General features: G+C 37.5%; 12 protein-coding genes. 9 read left to right on the top strand and 3 right to left on the bottom strand.

Going from position 1 to position 17,562, the window contains the following annotated elements; all coding sequences use genetic code 11:
* The first annotated feature begins 133 nt into the window (after positions 1-133).
* From K5X82_06080 to K5X82_06055, 6 genes are all read left to right on the top strand, one after another.
* Positions 134-2,920: a DUF1080 domain-containing protein gene (locus K5X82_06080; GenBank protein QZT38461.1), complete on the top strand. Its 2,787-nt coding sequence runs from the start codon at positions 134-136 to the stop codon at positions 2,918-2,920.
* A 143-nt stretch (positions 2,921-3,063) separates the two neighbouring features.
* Positions 3,064-3,552, top strand: a complete 489-nt coding sequence (locus K5X82_06075) for a DoxX family membrane protein (protein QZT38460.1) — start codon at positions 3,064-3,066, stop codon at positions 3,550-3,552.
* Positions 3,549-5,123, top strand: a complete 1,575-nt coding sequence (locus tag K5X82_06070; GenBank protein QZT38459.1) for a Gfo/Idh/MocA family oxidoreductase — start codon at positions 3,549-3,551, stop codon at positions 5,121-5,123. The genes K5X82_06075 and K5X82_06070 overlap by 4 nt, the downstream gene beginning before the upstream one ends.
* Before the next feature lie 29 nt (positions 5,124-5,152).
* Positions 5,153-6,202, top strand: coding sequence for a Gfo/Idh/MocA family oxidoreductase (locus K5X82_06065; GenBank protein QZT38458.1), 1,050 nt, complete (start codon positions 5,153-5,155; stop codon positions 6,200-6,202).
* A gap of 22 nt (positions 6,203-6,224) precedes the next feature.
* Positions 6,225-6,926, top strand: coding sequence for a DUF1080 domain-containing protein (locus K5X82_06060; GenBank protein ID QZT38457.1), 702 nt, complete (start codon positions 6,225-6,227; stop codon positions 6,924-6,926).
* 220 nt (positions 6,927-7,146) lie between these two features.
* Positions 7,147-9,753, top strand: coding sequence for a DUF5686 and carboxypeptidase regulatory-like domain-containing protein (locus K5X82_06055; GenBank protein ID QZT38456.1), 2,607 nt, complete (start codon positions 7,147-7,149; stop codon positions 9,751-9,753).
* Positions 9,754-10,085: 332 nt separating this feature from the next.
* Here K5X82_06055 and trxA read toward each other — a convergent pair whose 3' ends face one another.
* From trxA to K5X82_06040, 3 genes are all read right to left on the bottom strand, one after another.
* Positions 10,086-10,427, bottom strand: coding sequence for a thioredoxin (trxA, locus tag K5X82_06050; protein QZT39090.1), 342 nt, complete (start codon positions 10,425-10,427; stop codon positions 10,086-10,088).
* 960 nt (positions 10,428-11,387) lie between these two features.
* On the bottom strand, positions 11,388-12,737 hold the full coding sequence (locus K5X82_06045) for a PAS domain-containing sensor histidine kinase (protein ID QZT38455.1): 1,350 nt from the start codon (positions 12,735-12,737) through the stop codon (positions 11,388-11,390).
* Entirely contained in the window at positions 12,734-14,095 is a 1,362-nt protein-coding gene (locus tag K5X82_06040; GenBank protein QZT38454.1) for a sigma-54 dependent transcriptional regulator, read from the bottom strand. Before K5X82_06040 ends, K5X82_06045 begins: the two co-directional genes overlap by 4 nt.
* Positions 14,096-14,269: 174 nt before the next feature.
* Here K5X82_06040 and K5X82_06035 point away from each other — a divergent pair, with 174 nt between their 5' ends.
* Genes K5X82_06035 through K5X82_06025 form a run of 3 tightly spaced genes read left to right on the top strand, consistent with a single transcriptional unit; the run spans position 14,270 to position 17,534 of the window.
* On the top strand, positions 14,270-15,583 hold the full coding sequence (locus K5X82_06035) for a TolC family protein (protein ID QZT38453.1): 1,314 nt from the start codon (positions 14,270-14,272) through the stop codon (positions 15,581-15,583).
* Between the two features lie 5 nt (positions 15,584-15,588).
* Positions 15,589-16,842 (top strand): efflux RND transporter periplasmic adaptor subunit, encoded by a 1,254-nt coding sequence (locus K5X82_06030; GenBank protein QZT38452.1) that lies wholly within the window; start codon positions 15,589-15,591, stop codon positions 16,840-16,842.
* Positions 16,843-16,853: 11 nt separating this feature from the next.
* Entirely contained in the window at positions 16,854-17,534 is a 681-nt protein-coding gene (locus K5X82_06025) for an ABC transporter ATP-binding protein (protein ID QZT38451.1), read from the top strand.
* The last annotated feature ends 28 nt before the right edge of the window (positions 17,535-17,562 follow it).

Raw genomic sequence — 17,562 nt, 5'->3', positions numbered from 1 at the left:
ATTAATATCATTTTAATAATACCAATGTGGTTAATAAAGGATCTATAAAGGTTTGTTGATATATTTTGTGTAAACAAATTAGAACCCAAGAATATAGCTCAGTTATAGATGTAGTTGGTATAACAAATAAATTATGAAACAAATCGTATTATATCTCTCAATAGTCCTCCTATTTCCGTTTACACTGAAATCTCAGGAAAAGGGTGTTGTCGATAGACAAGTTGACGAAATTCTAGTACAGATGCCATGTGAGAACCTGACACAGCTCAATAAATTAATGGATAAAGTATTATCCTATGGTTCTCCCTTCTTAGTAACTCTAACAGAAAAGACTACACCATTAGGAAAAGGGAATAATATAGCTGTACGTTATACAATCAATAGTTTAGCGAGATATACAAGTAACTTGGAGGATAAAAGTAAAAAACAACTCCTTGAAGAGGTGCTGTTGAAAGCAATTCAAACTGAAGAGGATTATGAAGTCAAGGTGTTTTTTATCAATCAATTGAACCTCATTGGTAGTGGCGAAAGTGTTGATAAACTAAAGCCTTTGCTTGTAGATTCACAATACTGTGAACCAGTAAGTCAACTATTTCTATATATCAGAACAGAAAAAGCAAAGAATGCTTTTATCGATGCACTACCAAATGTAGAGGGACAAAGGCTCGTAACGATAGTTAAAGCTTTAGGTGATCTTAAGGGGAAAGAGATCAATGATAAGCTATTAGCACTTGTCGATCATAAGGAACCTAAGCTCCAAAAGGTAGTATATGCATCTTTGGCTTCTATTGGAATGCCTGAATCATATGAAGCTTTTATGGATGCATCTAAGAGGGTGGACTTTGAATATGAGGAAAATAATATTGTTGGGTCTTTTATCACTTATACAGAAGCGCTAGGTGAAAATGGTTATTTAAAGAGCTGTAGAAAAGCATGCAAAAGTATAATAGATCATAATGGAGAGCCAGAATTACTCCACAATAGGGCTGCTGCAATTAATATCTTTGCACATTTTTTTCCCAAGAAGGCCACAAAACTCATACTAAAAGAGGTGGATAATAAGGATGAGAAGTTTCGTTCTTCGATATTAAGCTCTGCCCAAAAGCTAGTGGATAAAAAGAGTGTAAAGAAATGGATTGCAAAAGGAGAGTCATCTTCTGATGCTGTAAAAGAGGATATAATATTGATGTTGGGAAGAGCAGATGAAGATGCTGCAGTACCTTTCTTCATCGAGAGCCTTACCTCTTCTTCAGATCATGTGCGTTCTGCTGCAATCATCTCTTTGGCTTCACTAGCACGAGAAAAAGCCATCCCTACAATTGTTCAACATATTGTGGAAGGAAAAGATATCGATCAATCCAAAGAGTGTTTACTGTGTCTTATCGATTATGAAAAACTAAACTTGATAGGAGAGTCTCTTGATAGCTCAGCGGGAAAATCGAGAGCTGCATTAATTGATGTTATTTCTGCAAAAGCTGGAGATCAATATTTTGAGCAAGTGCTTTCATATTCGAATGATACGAATAGTGATGTAAAAGAAGCGGCTTTAAATGCAATGCAAAGTATCTCAAGAGCCCAAGATTTAGATGCCCTATTGTTACTTCTAGAGAGCGTCGAAAGAACTTATGTTGAGACCATTCAAAAAGCCATTTATCGTGCGGTAGAAGATCAACAAAACATGGATCTTTGTGTAGATAAATTGCTGACCTCATTAGCTCAAAGTGATGATAAAGCTCGTTTTGTAAGAATACTTCCCAAAGTAGGAGGAGAGAAAGCATTGAAGGAAGCTTATGATTTGTATTACCAATCTCAAGGATCCTTAAAAGAGAGTGCATTAGAAGCTTTGTGTGAATGGAAAGATTATACTGCTGCTGCTGCTCTCTATACCATCTGTGAAAAGTCTATAGAGTACCAACATAATGCATTTGTAGGTTTTGTGTCACTAATCTCACATTCCAATCTTCCAAATGACCAAAAGTTATTAGAGCTCAAAAAGATAATGACACTGGCTGCAAGTAATGAGCAAAAACTTAAGGTTATAACCTCTCTGGGAGGAATCAAAACTTATCAATCCTTGATATATGCATCCACGTTCTTAGAAGAGAGTGAATTACAACAAGCAGCCTGCCAATCCATAAGGAAGATAGCACTTCCTAGGGGTGGTAAATCGGACGGTTTTATTGGAGAAGAAACTTTTAAGATTTTAGAGAAAGTAAGAACTTGTATTTCTGGAAAAGATAGTAACTATTTTAAGATTAGTATCCAGAAATATATGGATAAGATGAAGAAGGATGGAGGTTATGTCTCTCTGTTTAATGGAAAAGATTTAAGTCATTGGAAAGGGTTTATAGCACCTCCACTTAAGGTCGAGAAGATGAATGCGAAGGTCTTATCTAAGAGACAACAAATGGCCAATATCAAAATGCATAATAACTGGAGTGTGAAAGATGGAGCAATTGTATTCAGAGGAGGTAAAGGTGCCAATTTGTGTTCAGAGAAAGAGTACGCTGATTTTGAGATGTTGATTGATTGGAGAATAACAAAAAATGGGGATAGTGGAATCTACTTAAGAGGTACACCACAAGTCCAGATTTGGGATATCGCAAGAGTAAAGGTAGGTGCACAAGTAGGATCAGGTGGTCTGTATAACAACAAAAAGAATCCGTCCAAACCTTTAGTGGTAGCCGATAATCCAGTTGGTGAATGGAATACATTTCGTATCAGAATGAAAGGGGATAAGGTGACGGTTTTTCTTAATGGACATCTGGTGGTCAATAGTGTAATAATCGAAAATTATTGGGATCGTAGTCGTCCGATATTCTCTAAAGGAGCTATTGAACTACAGGCTCATGGTACAGATATCAAGTTCAGAGATATCTATGTTCGCGAGATAAAGAACACGATTAATGCAACGCACTAAGAGGAGCTATAAGTGATATTATACACACTATAATAACCATGTGGATAACCATGTGGTCTACTCTAAATGATGCAATATTTAGTATAACCGTTTGTGGTTTTATGCATTAATAATCCTGAATAATTTATTAAAGAGAAACATTGATGAAAAATATAAAAGACTGTAACTATACCTCTTCACAATATATTGCTTTAATATTTTGTCGCGTTCTGATTGGATGGCATTTTTTATATGAAGGGATCGTAAAATTAATGAACCCAAATTGGAGCGCAAAAGCCTTTTTAATGGACTCAAATGGTCTGTTTAAATCTCTATTTTTCGAGATGGCACAAAATAAGATATCCCTACATCTTGTTGATATACTAAATCAATGGGGGCTTATATTGATAGGGTTGGGACTTATGATTGGACTATTCTCTCGCCTATCTTCTATTCTAGGAGTCGTTATGCTTGGTCTTTTCTACTTGTCACACCCTCCAATTATTGGGGCCAACTATCTTTTGCCTTCAGAAGGGAGCTATCTTATTGTAAATAAGAATTTAATAGAATTGGCTTCATTGGTTGTAATATATCTTTTCCCAACCAGCCAAACAATAGGTGTAGATCGATTCATTTTTAATAGATACAGATGATGGAAGATAAAAATATAAATACAAAGCCTAAAAGGCTGAGTCGAAGAGATATATTAAAAGGATTGGCAACCGTACCGATTGTTGGCGCTTTAGCTTATGGTGTTTACCAGAAGAAGAAATATTACGATGTTCTTAACCAAAATCTGCTTGAAGAACTTGACGTGGATGTTAAGCAAAGAGAAGATCTAAAATTTAATACCGATAAAGTATTACGTATCGGTGTTATTGGTTATGGTCGTCGCGCGAGTTACCTCTTAAGGTCATTAGGCTTTGCTCATCCTGATTATATAGAAAAGATGATGCAAAAGGCGAAAGAGAATGAAGGGTGGAATAAGCGATTACAGAACTTCATGGATCAAGAAAACCTTGGAGTTGAAGTTACAGGTATCTGTGATATATATGATGTACACGCAGAAAATGCGATACAAGCATGTCAAAACATCTATCGTCAAGGAAAGAGTGGTAAGATGGGAAAGGCTCCCAAGAGGTATCACACTTACAAAGAGCTATTAGAGTCACCAGATATTGATGCTGTAATCATCGGAACACCTGATCATTGGCACGCGCCAATAGCAATTGAAGCGGCAAAAAAAGGAAAACATGTCTATTGTGAAAAGCCTCTGTCATGGACCATTGAGGAGACCTATGAGGTGAGGAAACAAGTGAAAAAAAATAATATCGTTTTTCAGCTAGGGCATCAGAACAGACAAACAGATAGCTATCATGTTGCCAAAAACATCATTGAGAAAGGAGCTTTAGGGAAAATCTCTCTCATCGAAGTCTGCACAAACCGAAATTCAGATAACGGAGCATGGGTGTATGATATCGATCCCAAAGCAAATAGACGCAATATTGATTGGAAACAATTTATAGGACAGGCACCATGGCATGAATTCGATGTAGCGCGTTTCTTTAGATGGAGATGTTGGTGGGACTATAGTACGGGGTTAAGTGGTGATCTGTTCACCCATGAATTTGATGCGATGAATCAGATATTGGATCTAGGAATGCCTTCTTCTGTGATCGCATCAGGAGGTATATACTATTTTAAAGATGGGAGGACTGTGCCAGATGTATTAACGATGGCATATGAATATGAACATAAAGACATGACGCTGCTCTATAGCGCAACACAGGCAAATCAGAATAATCGAGGTCGTGTCATCATGGGACATGATGCAAGTATGACTGTCGGTAGCACTCTAGAGATTAAAGCTGATCGAAATTCGACCAAGTATAAAGAGAAGATAAAAAATGGATTGATTGACCCCGACAAACCTATCTTTAATTATGTCCCTGGTAGAAATCAAGTAGATGCTGTAAGCTCTGCGACAGAAAAATATTTTGCTGGTAGAGGACTGCTATATACCTATAGGAATGGAAAGCAAGTCGATACCACCTACCTACACTTGAAAGAGTGGTTATACTGTATCCGATTAGAAGATGGGACCCAACCAAGTTGTGATATCGATAGAGCCTTCGAGGAAGCCATGGCATCACATATGGGAACCGTCTCGTATAAAGAAGGACGAAAGGTCTATTGGGACTTCGAGAATGAGAAGATAATCTAAAACAGGATACGATTTGAAATATAAGCACTATGAAAAAAAACAAGATAATAGACGTAGGAGTCGTAGGTTTTGGTCTCTCGGGAAGGGCATTTCACTCCCCTTTCATACATACCAATCCTCTTTTTAATTTATGCTGTATCGTCTCGTCAAAAGATGATGCCAAAACAATATATCCCCAAGTGGAAGTGGTTAGAGATATTGATGATTTGCTAAACATGAATAATATCGAATTGGTGATTATCAGTACTCCTAATCATCTCCATTTTGAACAAGCCCAAAAGGCATTGATGGCTGGGAAACATGTAATCATAGAGAAACCAATTACTCCAACTTCTGAGGAGGTCATCACACTATCTCGGATTGCCCAAGAGAACCACCGATTATTAATCCCGTATCATAATTTTAGATGGAATGGAGATGCACAAGTTGTAAAAGAGATAATAGATAAGGAAGTACTTGGTGATATACATCATTATGAGGTTCATTTTGATCGTTATCAACCTAATTTATCTAACAACCCATGGAGATATACCGACACCACAGCTGGGGGGACACTTTATGATTTGGGAGTGCATCTGATTGACCATACACTAACGATCTTTGGTAAACCAGATGGGGTATACTGTAGGCTTTTTAACCAACGCGAGGGAAGTGTTGTGGACGACAGTTTTGATCTACAGCTCTTGTATAAAGATAAAAGTGTAAGAATAAAAGCAGGAGTATTTGTGAGAGAGACAGGTGCTCGATTTACAGTACATGGAAAGAAAGGATCATTTGTAAAATATGGTATAGATCCACAAGAAGCCATCCTTCGTAATGGGGGCATGCCTATTGGAAACAACTGGGGTGTTCAAGATGAGAAGTATTGGGGAATACTAAATACCGAAATAGATGGATTGCATTATCGAGGAAAGGTGGAGACGATACCAGGCAATTATCATGGTTTCTATGAAAACGTGTATAATGCAATTGTGTTGAATGAAGAGCTAGAAGTGACTTTAGATCAGGCTTATCTAAATATGCTTCTCATAGAAAAATCAATAGAGAGCTATAAGACAGGAATGCCAATAAATATATAAATAACAGATAAAAATATAACCCATGAAAAACAACTTATTATTTCTAATATTACTATTATGTTTTACCTCTTGTGCAAAAAAACAGACCTTGAATCATTTGACAAAACAGGAGCAAAAACAAGGATGGGAACTCCTATTTGATGGAAAAACCACCAATGGCTGGAGAACTTATGGTAAAGATGATATTTCTGGTTGGAAAGTCATCGATGGCGTCCTATATAACTCAGGCAAAGGAAGTGATCATGGAGGCGATATTATTACAATGAAAGAGTACGACAACTTTGAATTATATATTGAATGGCGAATAGACTCAAAAAGCAACAGCGGAATCTTTTATCATGTCAACGATAAAGTTGAGAATGCAATCTATAAAACAGCACCTGAATACCAATTATTGGATGACAAAGGATGGCCTACAAAACTTAATGCTTCGCAATACACAGGGGCAAACTATGCAATGAATCCCCCAACTGGAGCAGAAGTTAGACCTCTTCATGAGTTTAATAATAGCCGTATTATTGTTAATGGACCTCATGTTGAACACTGGTTAAACGGCGTCAAAGTGGTTGATTATGAGTTGTGGTCTGAGAGTTGGGAGCAGAATGTAAAGGATTGTAAATGGAGTAAATATCCCAACTATGGTCGATTCAAAAAGGGACATATAGGCCTTCAAGACCATGGTGGATCTACTCGTTTTAGAAATATAAAAATTCGCAGATTATAGTAATATTCTTTGAAATACTACTTGATTGATAAGCCTCTACTCTTCATTAAGAGAAGAGGCTTTTTTTGAATAAATGGTTTTGAATATAATATGTAGGAGGTACAGATATTAATTAAATAGTGAGCTCGTATTATAAAATATGTAAATATATGTATATTTGTTGTGTGAGACAAACCAAATAATCAACAATTCAAATATTAATCTAATTCCTATTATTACCATGTTATTTATAAAGAAGATTTTAGTCTTTTCTTGCTTTCTTCTGTGTTATACGTCGCTCTATGCCCAAAAGTTTGAGGTTAGAGGTAAAGTAGAAAATAAAAACGGTGAGGCGGTTCACTATGCAAATCTCTATATAGCGAAATTCAACAAAGGTGTTAGTTCAAACAGCGATGGTTTTTTTAAAATCACCTTAGATAAAGGAGAATATGTTCTGACTATTTCTGCCATGGGATACAAAACCCAAAAACAGCAATTGGATGTCAAAGATAACATGACTCTAGATATAAAACTAGAAGGTCTTTCTTATCAGTTGTCTGAAGTGAAGGTAACACCATCGAAATTTGATAGTGCACAATATGTAATGAGGAAAGCTATAGCTAAAGCGCCTCAATATGCCTATAGTGTCAAGCGCTATGAAGCCGATCTATTTGAGTCTACGGAAGTGGATATTCATCATCTCCCAAAGCTTCTTGCAAAGAAATTGCTTAAAGAAGCGAATATCAAAGAGGGGGATTTGGAGTTTACCGAATCATTGAGTCATATTACCTATACTGTCCCCAATAATTTTAAACGAGAGATCAAAGCGATCAACTATGTCCTCCCTCGAGAATTAGAGAAAAGTGGAAACTTTAATATAGTTGTTGAGGACTTATACCGGACCAATGATAAAATATTGGGTAGTATTCTTACCCCTTCTACCTTTGATAAATATCGATATCGTTATAAGGATAGTTATTGGTTAAACGATAAAAAGATACATGTAATTGAATTTAATTCCATATTACCCAAAGGCCCTAAAGGAGAAATAACCATCTTGGACAACTGTTGGAGTATTAGTCAATTCTCTATGAAGATCGATCAGAAGGAATTTTCTTATGAAATAGAGCAGAGTTATTATAAACCCAAGGAAAACATTGTTCTCTTATCTTCCGCTCGATTGACTAATACAATAAATATATTTGGAATACATTTTGATATACACACAAGTGTGTCATATTCATATAGTTTGGTTGATGAGGTAAAAGAGAACGATGTTCTGGTAGCCGACAAGACAAGTAGATCTGACTCCGTATACTTGTCCCCAAAAGAGTTGATTAAACTAGATAAATGGAACAGAAAAATGGGGGCTATTTTGGAGAAAGAGAAATTATCTGTACGAGACCTCTTTCGGATGAAGAAATTAGCACAAAAGAGCACGATAATAGAAAACAATTTAGATGCTTCTGAGATAAATACCTCCTACTTCGATCGTCATCAAAACTATGAAGTGTTGCCTTTTGATTCGGCAAGTGTTGTAAAAGATGAGACATTTTGGAAGAAGTATCGTATCACTCCATTGACTCCACTACAGAAAGATCGTTTGAAACAACAAAAAAAATTCTATGCCACAAAGAATCGGCAGGTAAATAAAGAAACGGCTATGAGTTTAAAGCTCTTAGGATCTCTATTTTTGGGTCAAGATTATAATATCGATAGCACCAACAACAGATCTTTATCTAGTGTTGGACTTATCTACTCTTTAATGGACCCTTTTAATCCGGTAGATGGAGCGAAGCCTGGGGTGTTGATAGATTATGATAATCAAGCCAAAGGGCTTAAGACAGCTCTAGATTTTGAATATGGATTCTCTTCAGAAAGATTGTCGTGTAACTGGAAAGGAGAACAAACCTACAGTAAAAAGCACTCTGCCTCATGGGGTTGTAACGTTGGAACAAAAACGGAGGATTTTAAAAAAGATATGTCTATGCCTTCTTTTATTGATGCTTGTTCAAGCTTATTAATGAAGAAAAACTATAAACGCTACTATCTGTCGAATTACCTGAATCTTTGGCATCTTATGGATATTAGTAAAGGGCTAAGTATAAGAACTGCTATTGGCTATGAACAGAGAAAACAGTTATATAATAATACCAACTACTCTTTTGGTAAGAAAGATGTAATGTATCATAGTAATGTGCCTGAAAATAAAACAGTCACCCCTTCCATGTTAGAAGATTCGAATAGTAGTTATTTTGACCTGTCCTTGACTTATCAGTGGGCCAATAATCCCAAAATGCCTTTAATATCATTGTCATATCATCAGGCCGTTGCGATATCAGATTGGAATACCCAGAGTCGGAATGCCCATCTTTATGGAAATATTCGTCAAAAAATAAGAACATTAAATGCAAATTATAAATTGCAATTTTCAGGAGGTAAAATTTGGAACGCAAGTCACTTCTCCGAATACCAACATTTTATTGGTAGTGAAGTGCCATTCAATTTTTCATTTAAATCACTTCTCAACGACGTAGAAGTCCCTACTTGGGAGTATTTCTCACTAAGACAAGATTATTCCACCAGTGAATCCGATTGGTTTCTTAATGCAACATATACTGCCGAATATCATCGGCTGTTCCTTAAACAACTCCCTATATTACGTGGATTGGAATACGATGAGATAATCACGGTGAACTACCTGAAAAATAGCTTTGAGAGTAGTTATGTTGAGTTCGGTTATGGATTAGGTAATTTATTGGGTTTGGATGTTTCTAGATTAATGTTTAATGTAGGTTATCAGAAATATAGAGAACCAATATATGGTGTGAAACTATTAATACTATGATACTAATCTTGTAAAAAAGAGATGATTATCTTGAACCGTAGTATGACCGTTGAAAAAGAGGGAGTAATACTTTTTACATCGCCTTTAGAGTTATGGCGTGACAGTTGGAAAGAGCACTGTGCGAAATGTAAATGTAAAGGAATCCCTACTATGTTAGACTCAAGAAAGGCCATATTTCTGTTCAAGATCATGGTGTCCTAACTCGTTTAGGAATATGAAAATTAGAGAACTTAAATTAATCTTAGACAGACATCCTTTCGATCTATATAATTCTCTATCTTGTAAAAAGGATAGAGAATTAATAATAGATTAGTTGGGATATTGCTTACCGATTATGGTTTCATTATTCTTTCAATAAGTTCTACAAGGGCTCTTCTATCCATTGCCCCCGCTTGAATAATAGGTTTCCCTTTCATCGGTGCAAATACAAGGGTAGGAATACTACGAATTCCAAAAACTGCCGAAAGTTCTTGCTCTTGCTCTGTGTCTACCTTATAAATATCGATCTTGTCTTTGTAGTCATCCGAAAGCTGTTCTAATATAGGTGCAATCATCTTACATGGGCTACACCAATCTGCATAAAAGTCAATCACTGCGGGCTTATCCCCTTGAAATTCCCATTCACTCTTTTTGTCGTAGTTAAAGACTTTCTCTTTAAACAGCTCGTTATTCATCTTTTTTGTAGCCATAATCCATTATTTTATATTCTTAACACACTATGAAACAGATTAGATAGGTGTAAGGTTCGATCTATTTGACGTCTAATGATCAAAGGGTCGTTTCGATCTATTTTTAAAACGTGTAATCATCGCCTAGATCATCAATTGGTGATATTAATTTGAAATTTATAGATGCAATACAAGGAAAAAAATGTATATTGGGTACTACTACAAATATTTGATATACAAGGTGTCTAAGGTCGTTTTTAGAAGTTAATTTTAAACTGGCCGACTTATGAATTATCAATGCCTTGGCATTCATCAATACTTCCTAGTTACCTGCTAGGAGGTTAACAGCACTCTCCTCCCACCTTTGTCCATGTTTTAGCCATGGTTCATCCATGCTTCAGCCATCGATACCCCCGAAATCGATGGACAAACCATGGACGAACCATGGCTGAACCATGGACAAAGGTAGGAGAAGGTACCTAGGAAGGTAGGAGAAGGGTATAAGGAACTCCCTGTTGTTTATCCATCATATCTTGATTTATTAGATCTTAAGGGTTGTGTGAGTTATTCTAAAGTTTTATAAAGGAATAAATCCTAGTCAGGGTTAATTTTATTTTTTCTCCATGTTTAGAATACACCCTTTTAATTGGGCACCACTGAACTCTCTCATGTTAGAGATGTGTAATTTTAATTCGATCTTTAATTTTACCCTTTTCGTCTCAAATAATGATTTAATATGGTCAGGTTTTGTATTTATACCTGATTGAAATAAACTTAGCCTAATGTTGAATATTTTAATGCTGCATATAAAATTCGTGGCTTTAGGGAACATCCCTACTTTATTAATCTGTAGCACTTTCAGTGCATGTTGTAACATCAGCTCGAAACAAATGAGTTAGTTCATTTGACCAATAAACTTGTCTATTAATGATGATAAATACTGACGTGAACTAAAAGGTTGTTACACTAGCTTGGTAGTTGAATGATAAATTCAGTATTGGTCGTATTGGTGTTGAGCGTCAGGTTTCCTCCCATTTTGATGACCAGCTGCTTACTTAGACTAAGCCCTATGCCTGATCCACTCTCTTTGGTGGTATAGAATGGCGTAAAGATCTGTTTCTCTGTCTCTCTATCTATTGGCATTCCGTTATTTGTAATGGTTATGTGGGTTCGATTATATCGCTGGTGACTCTCAATAATAATCTTAGGATATTTCTGAACAGCGAAGTTAAATGACTCTAAGGCGTTCTTGATGATGTTCATCATGACATGATGAAGTAGTTTGGCATCACAAAATAGAGCTGATTCTTCTGGAATATTACATATGATATCTACTTTGTCAGCATGAGGCATCTCTTTGTAGAGAAGGAGCTGTGAATCAAACTGCTCTTTTATATTGAAGGCTATTGGTTCTGGCTCTGGTAAGATGGTGAACTGACGGTAATTGTTAACAAACTGCACGAGCCCTTTTGCCTGATCTTCGATGATATTAAGGGCTTTTACGGCATTATCGATCTGTTGCTGACCAATTGTGTCAATGGTCGCATTTTGATCCCCTTGTTTAAAGTATCCCAAGATCACGTTGGAGAGGGATATCATGGGTGTCATGGCATTCATGATCTCATGGGATAAGGTTCTAGACAACTTGATCCATGCTTCTGTCTCATTCCTATTTAGTTCGAGAGTGATATCATGCACTGCGACTATAGAGATTCTCTTTCCATCGATAATGAGCTCTGAGGTGTTAAAGAGAAGCTTACTGTTGTCTCCTTCAAACAGATGCTTTTGTTGCTTGTTACTCTTTATTTGATCCTTTAAGAAGGTGGGTATAGAGGTGTTTATTTTGTTTAATGACTGAATATGATGTAAGTTCTCTAGCCCAAGAAGTTGCTTTGCTTTGGGGTTACAATCAATCACTCTATCGTCTTCTCCATATGAGAACAGTCCAGTATTTGATTTGTCTATAATGGCACTATAGTATAGCTCTTTATGTAGGATCTCCTGTTTGTTCTCTTTGTATAGTTGAACAATCTGGTTGATCTTTGTTGCAATATCACGTGATACTGGGCTTCCTTTCTGATCATCTATTTTCATCGAGGAGTCTTTATTGAGGATGCCGAGCAGGTAGTGATCGATCTTCTGTAGCTCACTGTATACCTTTCTGATACTGGCGTAACATAGATAACCACAAAAGATGGAGCATAGTAGCCATACGAGGTGATAAGAGAATATTATCCCATAGAGGATTCCCATGCTTGAAAGAATGATTCCTATGATACTTCCTGCCAGATGAACAAATAGATTTGGGATTCTCATAGGTTGTGTTTCTTTAGTTTGTTGTACAAGGTTTGTCTTGTAATACCTAGCTTGGAAGCGACCCTTGAGAGGTTGCCTTCTGCTGCTTGTAGATGTTGTGAGATAAGCTTTTTCTCCATCTCATGAAGATCCAAATCTAAGAGTTCAAGAGGAGCTGAAGCTTGGGCATTGGTAAGGTTGAGGCTTTCGATACAAGCACTATCTGTCAGTATGGTTGCCTTCTCCATACAATGTCTTAGCTCCCTAATATTTCCAGGCCATGTATATTCAAGCATCTCTTTCTGTACTTTGGTGCTGAGATGAAGAGATGGCTTATTGTATCTCTTTCCATACTGTTTGAGGAAGTGGTTGGCTAGAAGAATGATGTCATGACCACGTCTTCGTAGTGGAGGAAGCTCTATTTGAATGGTATTTACACGATAGTATAGATCTTCGCGAAACTGTCCATTCTGAATCATCTCTTGTATGTTCATATTGGTAGCACAGACAAGTCGCACATCAAAGCTTTCGGCACGATTACTTCCCAGTTTGGTTACTGTACGTGTTTGTAACGCAGACAGTAGTTTCGATTGTAGGTCCAAAGGAAGGTTGCCTAACTCATCTAAAAAGAGAGTTCCCTTATTGGCCGCTTGAAACTTACCAATGCGCTCTTCATTGGCTCCTGTGAAGGCACCTTTGGAATGTCCAAATAGTTCGCTCTCAAAGAGCGTTGCGGCTATCGCTCCCATATCGACGGTGACGAGTAGTTCCTCTTTTCGATGGGACATCTGATGAATATATTCGGCGAATACCTCTTTTCCCGTTCCATTCTCTCCCGTAATCAGTACATTGGCATGGGTTGCAGCTACCTTCTCTGCAATAGCCATCACCTCCTTAATGGCAGGCGAAGTGCCAATGATCTCGACATCTGGGGTGTGTAGTAAGTTCTGCAGTTTGTCGGTCTTACTCTTTAGTTTTCGGTTCTCTTGATGGCTAAGGCTCATCTTTAGCGCAGCATGTATTGTAGTGATGATCTTTTGGTTATTCCATGGTTTAAGAATAAAGTCAAAAGCCCCATTTTTTACCGTCTTGACTGCCAGGTCAATATCTCCAAAAGCCGTAATCATAATGACACTCACATGTGGATGGTTTTGTGTGATTTGACTTAACCAGTAGATCCCCTCATTGCCTGTATTGATTCCAGCATCGAAATTCATATCCAGAAGAACGACATCAATCTGATGCTCTTGGATCTGTTGTAATATCAAGTTAGGATTCTTTAGTGTCAATACCTGATGGAATTCACCACATAAAAGTAACTCTAGCGTGGTGAGAATACTTTGATTGTCATCTATAATAAGAATATTTCCTTTTTTCATAACCATTTAATGCTTTGTAACCTAAAGTTATGAAACTGTATGATGAATTGACACATGGTGTCTAATTTTTTTACACTTACTGTTCTCGTTGTTTTGCTGTTTGTGTTGATAATGAATTGTTTGCATGTTTTGGCACGCAGGTTGAATGAATAAAGACAAACAACAAGCGTCGTTATGAAAAAGATCGTTATTATATGTTTATGGTTTCTGCCGTGTCTCTTATCAGCTCAAGAGAGATGGGATTTGAAAGCGTGTATCTCTTATGGGTTAAAACACAATGCGCAAGTGATGTGTAGCTCCTTAGATGTGGAGGCCCGACGAGCCGACCTAAGGATGAGCAAAGAGGCACTATTACCTAATATATATGGGTTTGCCGATATGCGATCTAACTATGGACGGAGTATTGATGGCAAGACCAACCAACTAAGTAATATACACAACTACAGTAGCAATGCGAATATTTCGACCAGTGTGGTGCTGTTCGAAGGGTTCACCAGAGTTAATGAGATTGCTTACCATCGTTATAATGTGTTACAAGGTAATGATGAAAAGAGACTCGCCGAAAACAGTACGGTGTCTACCATTATCAAGGCATATTATCAATTGCTCTTGGCTTCCGAAATGAAGACGATGGCACAGAAACAGAGAGATATTGGCTATCGACTACACCGTGATATGCAACAGTTTGTTAAAGTAGGACGTGAGTCAAAAGTAAAAGAGCAGAAGCTGTATGCACAATACCTATCTGATAAAAGTAAGTATATCAAAGCTTCTTCAGATGAACAGATGGCACGAAACCAGTTGAACCATGTGCTTTCACTAGATGTGCCTATAAAATTAGATACGACGTTAACCTTTAATACCCCCTTATTTACATTGGATAGTTTGGTCTCTCCATCGATGAACTTAGCCGACTTGAGTAGCTGTTCTCATCAGATTGATAAAGATACGAAACGTCTTAAGATGATAAGAGGAAAACGATTGCCTACTCTTACGCTTGGTGCCTATTATGCAACCAACTACTATTTGTCGAATAAAGATGGCGTAAGAAATGATCCTTTTATCGATCAGATAAATAACAATCAAAACCAACAGATATACTTAAAGTTATCCATCCCTATATATGATAATGGACGACATCGTCGAAATATACGAAAAGCTCGTATTCAATTGTCAATGGATAAGGTGCTGTTGAAGGAGAAAGAGCGAATCGTTCACCAGATGATCCAAGATACTTGGGTGCAATTAAATAGTGCCAAAGAGCGATATAGCGCATCCAAAGCACTATATGATCACAGTTCCATGGCACTAGAACGTGTCCAAAAAGAGCTAAAGGTGGGAATGGTTAACCCGCAAGATGTAGCACTGGTGAGACAGCAGTTCTCTGAAAGCTGGTATGAGATGTTACAAGCTAAATATGAGATGGATATTCAACGACTGCTTTTGAGATATTATGAGTTAGGGGACTGGAGTTTTATTAAAAAATAGAGATCATGGATCGCGTTATAGAAAAGAGATGGAAGTTTAAAATGCGCTATGTCGTCATGCTTTTCGTTATGTTAGTGATAGCATTAACTCTTTATCGACTCTTTTGGATGGAGCATATGACAGTGTATAAAGAGAGAAAAGATCGATTGATCACATCCCAAGTGTCCCAAGGACATTTTAATGACTATATATCGGTGAATGCCAAAGTGGCTCCAATATCTACTATTATTTTAGATGCTCGCATAGGCGGAAGAGTAGAAGCAAAATATGTGGAAGAGGGTACGATGATTGAAAAAGGAGCGGTGATTCTAAAGATGAGCAACCCCGACCTGCATCAAAGCATACTCAATAGTGAGGCGCAGTTGGCTGAAAAGAGTAACTTCTTGCGCAACACGATGGTCACTATGGAGCAGGAGAAGTTGAATATAAAGAAAACGCTTCTTACTTTAGAGTTCGAAATAAAAAATAGACAACGCAAGTGGGAACAGAATAGATTTCTATTTCAAGATAGTTTGATATCCAAAGATCAATATATCGACGCTAAAGAGGCATATGATTATGCCGTTCGTAGCTTTGATCTTTACAAGGAGAGACAGTGTCAAGATTCGATTTATAGAACCAACCAGTTGGAGCAGATGAATAGGAGCTTAGATAACATGAGAGAGAATCTAAAATTGGTGCAACAGCGTAAAAATGCACTAGAAGTCAAAGCTCCTATTTCGGGTCAGTTAACCACATTAGATGTGGAGGTTGGGCAATCGGTCATGAAAGGACGGACGCTAGGACAAGTCGATATTCTTAGTGATTTTAAGATCGTGACGCTGATCGACGAACACTATATTGACAAGGTTCATGTGGGGCAAGAGGCCTCTTTGAAAAGAGGCGATATGACTTTTAAATTAAAGGTGCGAAAAGTCTACCCTGAGGTAAAAGAGGGGAAGTTTAAGACCGAACTTCTCTTTGTAGGAGAAAAGCCAGAGAGGCTCAGAAGGGGACAATCCTACTATATCGATCTTCGGTTGGGAGAAGAGAAGAGCTCTTTGTTGGTCGAGAGGGGACCTTTCTATCTAGATTGTGGAGGAAACTGGGTATATGTTCTTTCTGAAGATGGCAATCGTGCCATTAAAAGAGAGGTGAAGTTGGGACGACAAAACCCCGAATATTATGAGGTGGTCGATGGTCTTAAAGAGGGCGAAACAATAATTATATCACCGTATCAAAAGTATGGTAGTAGTGAACTTTTAAAACTAATCAATTAAACTATATTCTTATGATTAAAATGAAAGCCATCGATAAAGTGTTCCGTACGGAGGAGATTGAGACAGTGGCACTGAATAGTATAGATTTCCATGTCTCGAAGAGTGAATTTGTTGCCATTATGGGACCATCTGGTTGTGGGAAATCAACGTTAATGAACATCTTAGGGTTATTAGATAATCCATGTGGTGGAAGCTATGAGCTGAAGTCGGAAGAGGTCTCTAAGTTAAAAGAGCGAGATCGCACCAAGCATCGTATTGGGAAGATTGGATTTGTATTCCAAAACTTCAACTTGATTGACGATTTAACTGTAGAAGAGAATGTGGCTTTACCTTTAGAGTATCTGTCTAATTCACGTTCTGAACGTAAGCGCTTGGTCACTGATGTCTTAACCCGTATGAATATAGCTCACCGTGCAAAACACTATCCCAAACAACTGTCTGGAGGACAACAGCAGAGAGTCGCTATTGCGCGAGCCGTAGTATCTTCTCCTGATCTAATTCTAGCAGATGAGCCTACAGGAAACCTAGACTCAAAGAATGGACAAGAGGTGATGTCGTTACTTACAGAGCTACATAAATCAGGGACGACAGTTGTGATGGTAACCCATAGCGATCGCGATGCTAGCTATGCCGATAGAGTAGTGCATATGTTGGATGGTAAAGTTGTCGTGGAGAAATTCAAAGAAGCCTAATCCCCCCTACCAATGGTTAATCCCTCAG

This window comes from Prolixibacteraceae bacterium (assembly GCA_019856515.1).
GTDB classification, from domain to species: domain Bacteria; phylum Bacteroidota; class Bacteroidia; order Bacteroidales; family Prolixibacteraceae; genus Halosquirtibacter; species Halosquirtibacter xylanolyticus.
The sequence above is the reverse complement of the archived record's forward strand: the minus strand, read 5'-3'. Positions and strand labels throughout refer to the sequence as shown.